Source organism: Microbacterium aurugineum, from assembly GCF_023101205.1.
In the GTDB taxonomy this organism is placed as follows: Bacteria; Actinomycetota; Actinomycetes; order Actinomycetales; family Microbacteriaceae; genus Microbacterium; species Microbacterium aurugineum.
This window is the reverse complement of sequence record NZ_CP078078.1, coordinates 2255273-2268514: the sequence shown is the minus strand read 5'-3', so window position 1 is coordinate 2268514 and position 13242 is coordinate 2255273. Positions and strand designations below refer to the sequence as shown.

Annotated in this window: 12 protein-coding genes and 2 riboswitches; of the genes, 7 read left to right on the top strand and 5 right to left on the bottom strand. The window is 68.1% G+C overall.

The window, feature by feature from the left end:
* Positions 1–9: 9 nt before the first annotated feature.
* The 5 genes from KV397_RS10960 to KV397_RS10940 are packed head-to-tail and all read right to left on the bottom strand — an operon-like array spanning position 10 to position 5579.
* Positions 10–1146 (bottom strand): cysteine desulfurase family protein, encoded by a 1137-nt coding sequence (locus tag KV397_RS10960; RefSeq protein ID WP_261811270.1) that lies wholly within the window; start codon positions 1144–1146, stop codon positions 10–12.
* A gap of 5 nt (positions 1147–1151) precedes the next feature.
* Positions 1152–2003 (bottom strand): carboxylating nicotinate-nucleotide diphosphorylase, encoded by an 852-nt coding sequence (gene nadC / locus KV397_RS10955; RefSeq protein WP_261811269.1) that lies wholly within the window; start codon positions 2001–2003, stop codon positions 1152–1154.
* Positions 2003–3532 (bottom strand): L-aspartate oxidase, encoded by a 1530-nt coding sequence (nadB, locus tag KV397_RS10950; RefSeq protein ID WP_261811268.1) that lies wholly within the window; start codon positions 3530–3532, stop codon positions 2003–2005. The genes nadC and nadB overlap by 1 nt, the downstream gene beginning before the upstream one ends.
* Positions 3529–4866 carry a quinolinate synthase NadA gene (gene nadA / locus KV397_RS10945; protein WP_261811267.1) on the bottom strand — a complete coding sequence of 446 codons (1338 nt, stop codon included), beginning with the start codon at positions 4864–4866 and terminating at the stop codon, positions 3529–3531. Before nadA ends, nadB begins: the two co-directional genes overlap by 4 nt.
* Complete coding sequence (locus tag KV397_RS10940; protein ID WP_047523245.1) at positions 4863–5579, bottom strand: NUDIX hydrolase; 717 nt, start codon at positions 5577–5579, stop codon at positions 4863–4865. The genes nadA and KV397_RS10940 overlap by 4 nt, the downstream gene beginning before the upstream one ends.
* Before the next feature lie 269 nt (positions 5580–5848).
* On the opposite strand from KV397_RS10940, the gene KV397_RS10935 reads away from it, so the two are divergent.
* The 7 genes from KV397_RS10935 to gcvH all read left to right on the top strand — a co-directional run bounded on the left by KV397_RS10935 (position 5849) and on the right by gcvH (position 13182).
* A complete protein-coding gene (locus tag KV397_RS10935) occupies positions 5849–7540 on the top strand; it encodes an ABC transporter substrate-binding protein (RefSeq protein WP_261811266.1) in 1692 nt (563 codons plus the stop codon).
* Between the two features lie 41 nt (positions 7541–7581).
* On the top strand, positions 7582–8577 hold the full coding sequence (locus KV397_RS10930) for an ABC transporter permease (protein WP_047523247.1): 996 nt from the start codon (positions 7582–7584) through the stop codon (positions 8575–8577).
* Positions 8570–9547, top strand: a complete 978-nt coding sequence (locus KV397_RS10925; RefSeq protein ID WP_047523248.1) for an ABC transporter permease — start codon at positions 8570–8572, stop codon at positions 9545–9547. The genes KV397_RS10930 and KV397_RS10925 overlap by 8 nt, the downstream gene beginning before the upstream one ends.
* Positions 9544–10395: an ABC transporter ATP-binding protein gene (locus tag KV397_RS10920; protein WP_047523249.1), complete on the top strand. Its 852-nt coding sequence runs from the start codon at positions 9544–9546 to the stop codon at positions 10393–10395. Before KV397_RS10925 ends, KV397_RS10920 begins: the two co-directional genes overlap by 4 nt.
* Positions 10392–11270, top strand: coding sequence for an ABC transporter ATP-binding protein (locus KV397_RS10915; protein ID WP_131491890.1), 879 nt, complete (start codon positions 10392–10394; stop codon positions 11268–11270). Before KV397_RS10920 ends, KV397_RS10915 begins: the two co-directional genes overlap by 4 nt.
* 168 nt (positions 11271–11438) lie before the next feature.
* Positions 11439–11533, top strand: a riboswitch (glycine riboswitch).
* A gap of 1 nt (position 11534) precedes the next feature.
* Positions 11535–11633, top strand: a riboswitch (glycine riboswitch).
* Positions 11634–11686: 53 nt separating this feature from the next.
* Positions 11687–12808, top strand: a complete 1122-nt coding sequence (gcvT, locus tag KV397_RS10910; RefSeq protein WP_261811265.1) for a glycine cleavage system aminomethyltransferase GcvT — start codon at positions 11687–11689, stop codon at positions 12806–12808.
* Positions 12805–13182 (top strand): glycine cleavage system protein GcvH, encoded by a 378-nt coding sequence (gene gcvH, locus KV397_RS10905; RefSeq protein WP_046749583.1) that lies wholly within the window; start codon positions 12805–12807, stop codon positions 13180–13182. Before gcvT ends, gcvH begins: the two co-directional genes overlap by 4 nt.
* The last annotated feature ends 60 nt before the right edge of the window (positions 13183–13242 follow it).

Sequence of the window (13242 nt, the reverse complement as noted above, 5' to 3'; positions counted from 1 at the left end):
GGCCGGGCATCAGCCTCGGGCCGCGTGCACGGAGTTGGTGACGAGTTCCGCGAGTCGTTCGGGTGCGCCATCGGGCAGTGCCTCCCTGCCGAAGGTGAATCGGACCGAGGTCTGCGCCACCCCGGGGGGCACGCCGCACGCGAGGAGGACGTGCGAGGGGTCGTCGCTGCCCGCCGCGCAGGCCGAGCCGCTCGAGGAGATGATCCCCCGGCGTTCAAGCTCGAGGAGCACCGATTCACCGCTGGTGCCCGCGAAGGTGAAGCTCGCTGTGCCGGGCAGGCGGTTCGCGGGATCGCCGGTGAGTGAAGCTTCAGGGATGCCGGAGAGCACGAGGGAGATGAACCGTGCCGTGGTCGCCGCGACACGGGGTGCCAGGACCTCCCGCTCGCTCTCCGCGACTTCCAGGGCGGTCGCCAGTGCGACGGCTCCGGCGACGTTCTCCGTGCCCGACCGACGCCCGCGTTCCTGACCGCCCCCGTGCAGCACCGGTTCCAGGGGTATGCGACCTCGCACGGCCAGAGCGCCGATGCCTTTGGGAGCGCCGAGCTTGTGACCGGCGATGGAGACGGCGTCGGCGCCGAGCCCGGCAAGCGGAAGCCACCCCGCCGATTGCACCGCATCCAGGTGGAGGGGTACGCGAGAAGCCCGGGCTACCGACGCCAGCGCCGTCGCGTCCTGGACCGTGCCCACCTCGTTGTTCGCGTGGCCGACGGAGATCAGTGCCGTGTCGTCTCTGATCGCCGACGCGAGCGCATCCGGTGCGATCCGACCGGCGTCGTCGACGGGAAGCATCGTCACCTCGACCCCGTGGAAGCGTCGCAGATACGCGGCGGATTCCAGGATCGACTCGTGTTCGATCGGGGAGATGACGAGATGCCGCTTCCCGGTCTCGAGGGCCGCGAGCGTGATGCCCTTCACTGCGAGGTTGTTCGCCTCCGTCCCGCCCGCGGTGAAGACCACATCGCCGGTGCGCAGTCCCAGCACCCGCGCGACCCGGACGCGGGCGTCGTCGAGTGCGCTCGCCGCCGCTTCGCCTGCCGTGTGATGGCTCGAGGGATTGCCGAACACTCCGGTGAGGTACGGACGCATCGCGTCGAGCACCTCCGGACGCACCGGAGAGGTCGCTGCATGGTCGAGGTAGAGCACGATGTTCAGTCGATCCGCAGATCCAGGCCGAGGTCGAGGGCGCGGGCCGAGTGGGTCAGAGCCCCGACTGAGATCACGTCCACCCCGGTGCGGGCGATGTCGCCGACGGTGTCGAGGTTCACTCCACCGGAGGCTTCGACCGTCGCTCGCCCGCCGATCAGGGCGACGCCCGCACGCAGATCGTCGAGGGAGAAGTTGTCGAGCAGCACCGTGTGGGCACCGCCGTCGAGGACGGCCGGGATCTGGTCGAGACGGTCGACTTCGACGACGACGTGCGTGGTGTGCGGAAGCCGCGACAGTGCCTGACGCAGAGCGGTCGCGAGGTCGAGACCCGATCGGGTGAGCACGGCCAGGTGGTTGTCCTTCGCCATCACCGCGTCCGACAGGGAATAGCGGTGGTTGCGGCCGCCGCCCGATTCGACCGCATGCCGCTCGAAGGCGCGCAGCCCCGGCGTGGTCTTGCGTGTGTCGGCGATGCGCGCAGACGTGCCCTCGATCGCGCTGACGTACGCCGCGGTGAGGCTCGCGATGCCGCTCATCCGCTGCGCGAAGTTCAGCGCCACCCGTTCGGCCGTCAGGATGCTGCGTGCCGAGCCCGACACCGAAGCGAGGACATCGCCCGCGGCGAACTCGTCGCCGTCGCCGACGTGCACGTCGACGATGAGCTCGTCATCGGTGAGGGCGAAGGCGGCCGCGAAGACCGCGCCACCGCTGAACACGCCGGGTTCGCGGGCCACGAGATCAGCCGTGGCCGTCGCCTCCGCCGGGAGCAGGGTGGTGCTGGTGAGGTCTCCCCAGGGGGCGTCTTCTTCGAGGGCTGCTCCGACGACGCGGGTGAGGGTGGCGCGGGTGAGCATCAGACGGCCTCCAGGATCGATGAGCGGTCGCGGGACGACGGGAGCGCTTCAGGGGTGGGGGCGTCGACGCGATGGTGTGCCCCCACCGAGTCGGTGCGGGCGAGGGCGGCGGCAGCAGTGGCCTCGGCGAGCAGCAGCAGGTTCGCGTCTTCGTGCTCCGTGGCCGTGGCCGTGGCCGGAGCGGGGACGGCGGCGGCCCATGCACGCACGGTGGCCCAGGCTCGGGCGAGTTGCGCGCCGGAGCGCAGCAACCCGACGTCCTCCCACATCAGCTGCTGCAAGGCGGTGCGGGTGAAGGCGGGCGGCGCAGACGAAAGGGGCGCGGGCTCGTGGACGGCCGCGGGAGACGGTTCCGGTGAGATCGGGCGCCAGGGAGTCCCGAGCGCGGCCGCGGCTCGGGCCCCGAACACGGCCCCTTCCAACAGGGAGTTGGAGGCGAGTCGATTCGCGCCGTGGACGCCGGTGCGTGCGACCTCGCCGACCGCATAGAGCCCGGGGATCGTCGTGCGGCCATCGAGGTCGGTGACGATGCCGCCCATCAGGTAGTGGGCGGCCGGAGTGACGGGGATGGGCTCGCGTGACCAGTCGTATCCGCGTTCCCTCGTCACACGATCGATGGTCGGGAACCGTGCCGCCAGCTTCTCGGCGTCCAGCATGGTGGCATCGAGACGCACGGGTGTCGCCTGGATCGCTGCGTGCCTCGCGATGGCGCGCGACACGACATCCCGCGGAGCGAGTTCACCGTCCGGGTGACTGTCGAAGGTGAAACGACGGCCGCGGTCATCGATCAGTGTCGCCCCCTCCCCGCGCACAGCCTCCGAGATGAGGAATGCCGGTCCCGACGCCAGGATCGTCGGATGGAACTGGACGAACTCCAGATCGGCGACGGCGGCTCCCGCGCGCAGCGCCGCGGCGATGCCGTCGCCCGTCGCTCCGCGGGGGTGCGTCGTGTGCGCGTAGAGATGCCCGGCACCGCCGGTGGCGAGGATCACGGCATCGGCGAGGAGCTCGACGGTTTCCCCGCCGATGAGGAGGACGACGCCGCGCGCGGCGTGATCCGCGACGATCACCTCGGTCAGGAGCGCGTGCTCCACGATGCTCATGGACGCCCGGCGGGCAGCGGCGACGAGCGCTGCGGAGATCGCGGCTCCGGTGGCGTCTCCGCCCGCGTGCACGATGCGGGCGTGGCCGTGCGCGGCCTCCCGCCCAAGCTGCAGCTCGCCGTCTGCCGTCCTGTCGAAGGCGACACCTCGGCTGATCAGCTCCGCGATCCGCTCTGCCGCGTCGGCGACGAGCGCCCGCACCGCAGCGGGGTCGGCGAGTCCTGCACCCGCGTCCATCGTGTCGTCCGCGTGCTGCTCTGCCGAGTCTCCGGGCCCGTAGATCCCGGCCACACCGCCCTGCGCGAGCGCGGTGCATCCGTCTCCGAGCGCACCCTTGGTGACCACCGTCACCGAGTGACCGGCCTCCTCGGCGTGGAGCGCAGCGGTGAGGCCCGCGATGCCCGATCCGACGACGACGACGTTCATCGCACGCCTGCGGCCACCGGTGGCTTGGCGGCGAGCATCCGCTCCAGCGCCACTCGCGCGGGATCGGCGACGTCGCCGGAGACCGTGATCCGGTTCGGGGTGCGGCCCGCCACGAGTTCCTCCAGTACCCAGGCCAGGTAGCCGGGGTGGATGCGGTACATCGTCGAACAGGGGCACACGACGGGGTCGAGACAGAAGATCTCGTGCTGCGGATACTGCGCCGCGAGTCGTCGGACGAGGTTGATCTCGGTGCCGATCGCGAAGACGGAAGGCTCGGTCGCCGAGTCGATCGCCCGCCGGATGTACTCGGTCGAGCCGGCCTCGTCGGCGGCGTCGACGACCTCCATCGGGCATTCGGGGTGCACGATCACGCGCACGCCGGGGTGTTCGGCGCGGGCCTGCTCGATCTGGCCGACGGTGAAGCGCCGGTGCACCGAGCAGAAGCCGTGCCACAGGATCACCCGGGAGTCGAGGAGCTGCTCGGCGGACGAACCACCGAGCGCTCGCCGCGGGTTCCACATCGGCATCTGCTCGAGCGGTACGCCCATCGCCTTGGCGGTGTTGCGCCCCAGATGCTGGTCGGGGAAGAACAGCACGCGACGGCCGCGCTCGAAGGCCCACTCGAGCACGGTCTGGGCGTTCGACGATGTGCAGACGATCCCGCCGTGACGCCCGACGAAGCCCTTGATCGCGGCGGAGGAGTTCATGTAGGTCACCGGGATCACCGGTACCCGGCCTTCGGTGTCCGTGGCCTCGAGGTCGCCGAAGACCTCCTCGAGCTGTTCCCAACACTCCTCGACCTGGTCGATGTCGGCCATGTCGGCCATCGAGCAGCCGGCGGCGAGGTTCGGGAGGATCACGGCCTGGTCGGGCTGGGAGAGCAGGTCGGCGGTCTCGGCCATGAAGTGCACCCCGCAGAACACGATCGCCTCGGCGTCGGCCCGGCCTTTGGCGGCGGTGGCGAGCTGGAACGAGTCGCCGACGTAGTCCGCGTGCTGGACGACCTCTTCGCGCTGATAGAAGTGACCGAGGATGACGACCCGGTCGCCGAGCGTCTCCTTGGCCGCGCGGATCCGTCCGTCGAGCTCTTCCTCGGATGCCTCCCGGTACTCGGCGGGCAGCTCGCCCTGCCGCGGGGCTCCGGTCGGGATGACGTCGCCCATCGAGGAACCGGGACCGTATCCGGGGCGCGCGTCGAAGTCCCAGGGGCCGGCGGCGAGGTCCGTGGCGCAGGTGGCGTCGGTCGACGCGCCGGTGACGATCGCCTGGATCGCATGGTCCACGGAGGGGTCCAGCGGTGGAACGGCGGGAGCGGGTACGAAGGTGATGCTCATCGGGTGCTCGTTTCTTCGGGACCGAGCGGGCCGCGGTCGGCCAGCTCGACATCGGTGTTGTCGCGGTACAGACGTGCAGGACGATGGCTTCCGGTGCGGAAGCGGTCGGTGGGGAGGAGGTTTCCGGCGGCCTCGACCTGGCGGCGGAAGTTCGCCGGGTCGAGGGTCCGGCCGAGGATCGACTCGTAGGCCTCCCGGAGCTCGGCGAGCGTGAACTCCTCGGGGAGGAAGCCTTGGGCGACCCGGCTGTATCCGACCTTGTTGCGGAGTCGCCACAGCGCGTATTCGACGATCTCGGAGTGATCGAAAGCCAGTCGGGGCAGCTGATCCACATCGAACCAGCGCACGTTCTCGGGGGCGCGGCCGGAAGCCTGGTGCGCCGCGATCTGGGCGGTCACGTCGTCCTGGCGGAGCAGCGCCCAGTACACGATCGAGACGACACGGGTGGGGGAGCGGTCGACCGCACCGAAGGCGTAGAGCTGCTCCAGGTAGCTGGGCGCGAGGCCGGTGGTCTCCGCGAGTGTGCGCGCTGCCGCATCGACGGGGGACTCGGCCACGGTCAGCCAGCCGCCGGGAAGCGCCCACTGCTGTGCGAAGGGCTCGCGGGTGCGCAGCACGAGTGGCAGCGCGAGCCGCGCCCGCCCGTCATCCGTGCGCCGCAGCGTCAGGATCACCGTCGAGACGGCGACCCGGATGTCACTGCTTTGAGTCATAGACACCTTAACCTCCGAGAACGATCTTAGTGTCATGCGGACCCTTAGTGCGCACGTGTGACGCGATCCGTCGCCGAGTCCGAAACGTTATCCAGCGAGCGCAAGGAGCCTTGTTTATCGGCATACGGGTTTGTTAGGTTACTGTCCTAACAAACCCCTTCGTGGTGGCCAGCCGGTCGCCTCCCGGGGCCCGCGAACCCCAGACCCGGGGTTCTGCTCCATCCGGAGCGATCCCTCCTGCAGTGCAGCACCGAGAGGAAACAAGAGAAATGATCCGAAACGGAAAGCGCAAGCTCGCGCTCACCGCCATCGCCGGAGCATCCGTCCTCGCCCTGGGCCTCACCGCCTGTGGCACCGGCGGCAGCGGCGATGACAACGCCGACAGCGACCGCGCCCTTCGTGTCTGGGCCGGCAGCCAGACGCCGATCGCCGTGAACTACAACCCGTTCGCACCGACCGTGCTCCACGGCGCGCTCGGGCCGATCTACGAGCCGCTGTTCTTCTTCAACAAGACGGCTGACTCCGAGCCCGTCGGACTCATCGGCGACACGTTCGAGTACAACGAGGACGGCACGGCGATCACGATCACCATCAAGCCCGACCTCAAGTGGAGCGACGGCGAGCCGCTCACCGCGGAGGACGTCGCGTTCTCCTTCAACTACGAGGCCAACAACCCCGAGGGCAACGGCCTGGTCTCCGCCGAGGCCACGGACGACACCACCGTCGTGCTGACCTACTCCTCGGCGCAGTACACGACCGAGTTCCAGCGTCTGGGCTCGACCTACATCCTCCCGGAGCACATCTGGGCGGACATCACCGACTTCGCGAACTTCACGAACGAGGAGCCCGTCGGCTCCGGGGCCTACGTCGTCGACAAGACCACGAGCGAGTCGTACACGCTCGTCGCGAACGAGAACTTCCGCGATGCCGACAAGCTCGGCGTCAAGAAGGTCCAGTACATCGCCGTCGACAACAACCAGACCGCTCAGGATCTGCTGGCCGCCGGCAAGCTCGACTGGACGGGCATGTTCATCCCGAACCCGGACGACGTGACCGGCAACGGGAAGATCGACTGGATCAACACCCCGCAGGACCCGACCGTCCTGTACACCTGCTCGAACGCCGACCTCGGCTGCACCGGTCCACAGACCGACGTCGCCGTGCGCCAGGCCCTCAACGTCGCGATCGACCGCGCCACCATCAAGGACAAGGCGTTCGTCGGTCTGACCGGTGACATCTCGCCGACGTTCGCCCTGCTGCCGCGCGACGAGAAGTGGGTCGCGGACCCCGCCAACGAGGTCAGCCCGCAGGAGGCGAACGTCGCCGAGGCGGGGGAGATCCTCGAGGCGGCGGGCTACACCAAGGGTTCGAGCGGCATCTACGAGAAGGACGGCGTGCCCCTCGAGCTGACCCTCACCTCGGTCGACGGGTGGACGGACTACAACGACGCCGCGAAGCTGATCGCCGAGCAGGCCGAGGCCGCCGGAATCAAGATCACCGCGTCGACGGTGCAGTGGCAGGAGTTCTCCGACGCTCGGCAGGGTGGCGAGTTCCAGCTGATCGTCGGTGGGGTCGTCGGCACCTCCGTGGCGGACCCGTTCCAGATCTACCGTGACTGGTTCGGCGGCACCACCGTCCAGTCGACCAGCCCCGTGGGCACAGAGGTTCCGGCGGGCCGCTGGAACTTCAGCCGCTACGACAACCCCGTCGTCGACGAGGCGATCCAGTCGGCCATCAGCACGAACGACGAGGCGGAGAAGAAGGAGCTCTACGGCACGATCCAGACCGAGATCGTGCGTGACCTGCCCTACATCCCGCTCGTCATCAACGCGACGCAGACCTTCTACAACACGAAGGACTTCACGGGCTGGCCGACCGAGGAAGACCTCTACGCCTTCCCGCCGTCCTGGGGTCCGATCGCGGCAGGCTACGTCCTGACGCAGCTGCAGCCGGTCAAGTAACCGAGAGGAGTCGGGGAAGAAGGAAGTCAGGACACAGTGACATGAAGTTCTATGCACGAAGAATCGGGTTCTACGCGTTCACGCTCTGGGCCGCGATCTCCATCAACTTCCTTCTTCCCCGGCTCATGCCGGGGAACCCGGCCGACATCATGATCGCCAAGATGCAGCGGGCCGGCGGCGAGGTCTCCGAGACAGCCATCCGCAACATCAAGCTCCTGCTCGGCGGCGACGACTCCTCCCTGTGGGAGCAGTACCTGGCGTACTGGGGACGCATGTTCCAGGGCGACCTCGGCGTCTCGGTCACAAAGTTCCCCACTCCGGTGACGGAGCTCATCGCCGGCGCTCTTCCGTGGACGCTCGTCCTGGTCGGCACCGCGACCGTCATCTCCTTCGTCCTCGGCGTCGTGCTCGGCGCCTGGGCCGGATGGAAGCGCGGCACCTGGGTCGACCACCTGATCCCCGCGACCACCGTCCTCCAGTCGATCCCGTACTTCTGGATGGCCCTGATCCTGGTCGCCGTGTTCGCGGTCGGCCTCGGCTGGTTCCCGATCTTCGGCGGCTACGACGTGTTCGACTATCCGGACGGCCCCGAACCGACGTGGGCGTTCTTCACCGATGCCGTGGCGCATGCGATCCTCCCGGCGATCACGATCGTGATCAGTTCGGTCGGTGGCTGGATGTTCGGCATGCGCAACATGATGGTGTCGACCCTCGCCGAGGACTACGTGCTCACGGCGGAGGCCAAGGGGCTTCGTCCGCGACGCATCATGACGACGTACGCGGCTCGCAACGCGGCGATCCCCTCGATCGCGGGGTTCTCGATCACACTCGGCTTCGTGGTCGCCGGTTCCATCGTCATGGAGCAGGTGTTCACCTACCCCGGCATCGGCAAGCTGATGTTCCAGGCCGTGACCAACAACGACTACGCGCTGATGCAGGGACTGTTCCTCGTCATCACCCTGACGGTGCTCGCCGCCAACTTCATCATGGACCTCGTCTATGGCTTCATCGACCCGAGGGCTCGCCAGAATGTCTGACACGAAGAACCCGCTCCTGACGCAGGAGCCGCCGATCACGGCACCGGCCAGCACGATCTCCTTGGCCACTCAGCAAGGACGCAAGCGGCGCCGTATCCTGCCCAGCACCTCACCCAAGTTCATCGTCGGCGCGAGCATCGTGGTCGCGATCGTGCTCTTCGCGATCATCGCGCCCTTCTTCACGCAGGATCCGCGCAGCACCGCGAACCCCGCGCTCCAGCCGCCCTCCGCGGAGCACTGGCTCGGTACGACCAAGCTCGGCAACGACATGTTCGCCCAGCTCGCCATCGGTGCTCAGGGCTCCCTGCTCATCGGCGTCACCGCCGGCGGCATCGCGATCATCCTCTCCCTCTTGTTCGGTGTCCTGGCGGGCTATCTGGGCGGATGGCGGGAAGACGGACTCGCGCTCCTCACCAACGTGATGATCGTGATCCCCGGGTTGCCGCTCGTGATGGTGATCGCCTCCTTCGTGCCGCAGCGCAGCTGGCAGCTCGTCGCGTTCGTGCTCGGTATCACGTCATGGGCCGGCGCCGCCTACGTTCTGCGGCTGCAGACGAGGTCGCTGCGCACGAGGGACTACGTCTACGCCTCGAAGGTCGCGGGGGAGCGCTCTTTCCGCGTGATCCTCGTGGAGATCATGCCGAACCTGCTCCCTCTGCTCGCGGCACAGTTCCTCTTCGCCATCATCTTCGCGATCCTCGGTGAGGCGGGTCTGTCCTATCTCGGCCTGGGCCCCAATTCTTCGATCACGTGGGGATCGATCCTGAACGACGCCCAATCGGGGCAGGCGCTCGGTCGCGGAGCGTGGTGGTGGTTCGTGCCGCCCGGACTCATGATCGCGTTGCTCGGCGCCGGGCTGTCGCTCATCAACTTCGCGATCGACGAGGTCATCAACCCGAAGCTGCGCAATGCGCCGGAGGCCGCGCGTCGTGTGCGCAAGGCCGCCAAGACCAAGGGAGTCACCGCATGAGCGAGCCGGTGCTGACGGCACGGAACGTGTCGATCGAGTACGAAGTCGACCCGCCGGTGAAGGCGGTGCGTGATGTCTCGCTCACCCTGAACCGCGGGGAGATCCTCGGCCTCGCCGGGGAGTCGGGCTGCGGGAAGACGACGCTGGCGTACGGGATGAACCGCCTTCTCAAGGCACCCGCGCTGATGACGGCCGGGGAGATCGTGTTCCATGACCGAGACGGTCAGGACATCGACGTCGTCGGGCTCGATGGCGAAGGGCTCCGAGCCTTCCGCTGGGACAAGATCTCCATGGTCTTCCAAGGAGCGATGAACTCCTTGAACCCGGTGATCAGCGTCAAGGCGCAGATCTTCGACATCTTCGACACGCACCGCCCTGGCATGAGCAAGAAGGCCAAGCAGGAGCGCGCCGAGGAACTGCTGACACTGGTCGGAGTCGATCCGAGTCGGCTCACGAGCTTCCCGCACGAACTCTCGGGCGGTATGCGGCAGCGCATGATGATCGCGATGGCCCTGGCACTCGACCCGCAGGTCATGATCATGGATGAGCCGACCACCGCGCTCGACGTGGTCGTGCAGCGCGGCATCATCCGGGAGATCATGCGTCTTCGCGAGAAGCTGGGGTTCGCGGTGATCTTCATCACGCATGACCTCCCGATGCTGATCGAGATCAGTGACCGGATCGCGATCATGCTGCAGGGGCAGATCGTCGAGGAGGGGACGGCGGAAGAGATCTACCGCACCCCGCAGCACGAATACACGCGGCGGTTGCTGTCGAGCTTCCCGTCGCTCAAGGGCGAGCGGGGCGACTTCGTCCGCACCGGCGTCAGCCAGGAGGGCGTGCGATGAACGCGAACACCACCACAGAGGCCGCGACCGGCGCCGGGGGGACGGCGACGTTGGAGGCGCGGAACCTGGTGAAGGACTTCCATCTGCGTTCGGGGTTCCGATCGAGCGTCCTGCATGCGGTGAAGGATGTGTCCTTCACGATCGAAGCGGGCAAGACGGTCGCTCTGGTGGGGGAGTCCGGGTCGGGGAAGTCGACGATCGCGCGGATGCTCATGAAGCTGGAGACTCCCACCAGCGGGGAGATCCTCCTCGACGGGAAGCCGTCGGGGACCGGAGGTCGGGCGCTGGAGGCCTATCGCTCGGATGTGCAGATGGTCTTCCAGGACCCGTTCGCCTCGCTGAACCCGTTCCACACGATCGTGCACCACCTGGAGCGGCCGCTGCGCCTGCACCACCCGGAGCTGTCGCGCACGCAGGTGCGGGAGCGCGCCGTGGAGCTCCTCGAGCGTGTGCGGTTGACGCCGGGGGAGAGTTTCGCCGAGCGTCGTCCGCATGAGCTGTCCGGTGGACAGCGGCAGCGCGTCGCGATCGCGCGGGCTCTCGCGCCCGGGGCGCGGTTCATCGTGGCGGACGAGCCGGTCTCGATGCTGGATGTGTCGATCCGTCTCGGGGTCCTGAACCTGCTGGCGGAACTGCAGCGCGAGGAGAACCTGGGAGTGCTCTACATCACGCACGACCTGGCGACGGCGAGGCACTTCTCCGACGAGATCATGGTGCTCTATAAGGGCGATGTCGTCGAACGGGGGCCGGCGGACGAGGTCATCCTGAACCCGCAGCACGAGTACACCAAGACCCTTCTGGGCGCGGCGCCCGAGCCGGACAACCTCGGACGTCTCCGTGACGAGGTCCGCCGCGAACTCGGCATCGTGCACTGACGGTCGGCACTCCGCCTTCACATCGCGTGAATGGCTGCCTTCGAATCGCGTGAATGGTTGCATCGGAGCCCAGAACGGGACCATTCGCGTGATTCGAAGGCCGTTCCGGAGGATCCGGCACCGAGAATCCGACCGGCTAGACTGGACCCACAACTGAAGACAGGCCGTATGACCCACGCGGGAGAGCCCCGGCGAACGCAGCCGGGCACCGAAGGAGCAAGCCTCCCCGCCAATCTCTCAGGTATGCGTACCGCGCGGGTCCGGCCACTCTGAAAAGCGATCCCGCGACCGTGCGGATCCGCCGACGGTGAAAGCCCCGCCTCTGTGCACGGGTGAAACTCTCAGGCCTATGACAGAGGGGGAGTTCCGAGGGACGGCCCGCCGCCGTTCCGCCCGACACAGCCCGGGAGAACTCCATGTCCGAACCTCGCTACACCCCGTTGCGTGAACGCCACGAGGCGCTCGGCGCCTCGTTCACCGACTTCGGCGGCTGGCAGATGCCGGTCCGCTACACGTCCGACCTCGCCGAGCATCATGCGGTGCGCCAGAGCGCGGGGATGTTCGACATCTCGCACATGGCCGAGTTCACCGTGCGTGGCGACGGAGCCGGGGCGTTCCTCGACCATGCGCTAGCCGGTCGTCTGTCGGCGCTGGCGGTCGGCAAGGCGAAGTACTCGCTGCTGCTCGCCGAGTCCGGCGGGATCATCGACGACGTGATCGTCTACCGCCTGGCCGAGGACGACTACCTCATCATCTCGAACGCGGGCAATCGAGACGCGGTGTCCGCTGCGTTGAGCGCTCGCACCGAGGGCTTCGGGGTCGTCGTGCAGGACGTGTCCGACGACTACGCCCTCATCGCCGTGCAGGGCCCGCACGCGGAGGCCGTCCTCGCGGCGACCACCGACCTCACCGATGTCAGCACCCCCTGGGATGAGCAGAAGTACTACGCCTGGGCGTCGGCCGGATACGCCGGCAAGCCCGTTCTCCTCGCGCGCACCGGCTATACCGGCGAGGACGGCTTCGAGCTGCTCGTCGCAGCCGACGACGCGGTCGCCCTCTGGGACGCCCTGCTCGCAGCGGGCGCTCCGCACGGACTCGTTCCCGCCGGACTCGCGGCGCGCGACACGCTGCGCCTCGAAGCGGGCATGCCGCTCTACGGCCACGAGCTGACCCTCGAGACCCGTCCGGCGCAGGCCGGCCTCGGTCGCGTCGTCGTGACGGCGAAGGAGCGGTTCGTGGGCAAGGAGGCACTCCTCACCGCTGAGCAGGACGAGACCTCCGATGCACCGGTGCTGGTCGGCCTCGTCGCCGAGGGCAAACGTGCCGGGCGAGCCGGATACGCCGTGGTCGACGGCGACGGGACCACGCTCGGTGAGATCACCAGCGGGGCCCTCAGCCCGACACTCGGACATCCGATCGCGATGGCCTATGTGCACCCTTCTTCCGCTGACGCGGGAACCGCAGTATTCCTTGATGTGCGGGGGACCAGAATCCCCGCGACCGTGACCGCCCTGCCTTTCTACCGGAGGACCAAATGACCGACCTCGCCGCACTCCACTACACCGAAGAACACGAGTGGATCGCCGCTGACGGCGACACCGTGACGATCGGCATCACCGATTACGCCGCAGAGAAGCTGGGTGACGTCGTGTTCGTCGAGCTTCCCGCGGTCGGCACCGAGGTCACCGCGGGAGCGGTCGTCGGTGAGATCGAATCCACCAAGTCGGTCGGCGAGCTGTACGCGCCGGTCTCGGGAACGGTCGTCGAGATCAACGATGCGGCCGTCGACGATCCCTCGCTCGTCAATGCGGCGCCGTTCGAGGGCGGCTGGCTGCTCAAGGTGTCCGTCGCTGCCGGCGCGCTGGACGGACTGCTCGACCGCGACGCCTACGTCGCACTGACGGAGGGCTGATCGCGCAGTGGTCACTTTCGCCGATCGTCACATCGGACCGACGGATGCCGCGCAGCACAC

Coding starts and splice junctions, on each gene's coding strand:
- KV397_RS10930 (WP_047523247.1), top strand. CDS start 7,582: ATGAAGTTCTATGCACGAAGAATCGGGTTCTACGCGTTCACGCTCTGG.
- nadC (WP_261811269.1), bottom strand. CDS start 2,003: ATGCTCACCCGCGCCACCCTCACCCGCGTCGTCGGAGCAGCCCTCGAA.
- KV397_RS10925 (WP_047523248.1), top strand. CDS start 8,570: ATGTCTGACACGAAGAACCCGCTCCTGACGCAGGAGCCGCCGATCACG.
- gcvT (WP_261811265.1), top strand. CDS start 11,687: ATGTCCGAACCTCGCTACACCCCGTTGCGTGAACGCCACGAGGCGCTC.
- KV397_RS10940 (WP_047523245.1), bottom strand. CDS start 5,579: ATGACTCAAAGCAGTGACATCCGGGTCGCCGTCTCGACGGTGATCCTG.
- nadB (WP_261811268.1), bottom strand. CDS start 3,532: ATGAACGTCGTCGTCGTCGGATCGGGCATCGCGGGCCTCACCGCTGCG.
- KV397_RS10915 (WP_131491890.1), top strand. CDS start 10,392: ATGAACGCGAACACCACCACAGAGGCCGCGACCGGCGCCGGGGGGACG.
- KV397_RS10920 (WP_047523249.1), top strand. CDS start 9,544: ATGAGCGAGCCGGTGCTGACGGCACGGAACGTGTCGATCGAGTACGAA.
- KV397_RS10935 (WP_261811266.1), top strand. CDS start 5,849: ATGATCCGAAACGGAAAGCGCAAGCTCGCGCTCACCGCCATCGCCGGA.
- nadA (WP_261811267.1), bottom strand. CDS start 4,866: ATGAGCATCACCTTCGTACCCGCTCCCGCCGTTCCACCGCTGGACCCC.
- gcvH (WP_046749583.1), top strand. CDS start 12,805: ATGACCGACCTCGCCGCACTCCACTACACCGAAGAACACGAGTGGATC.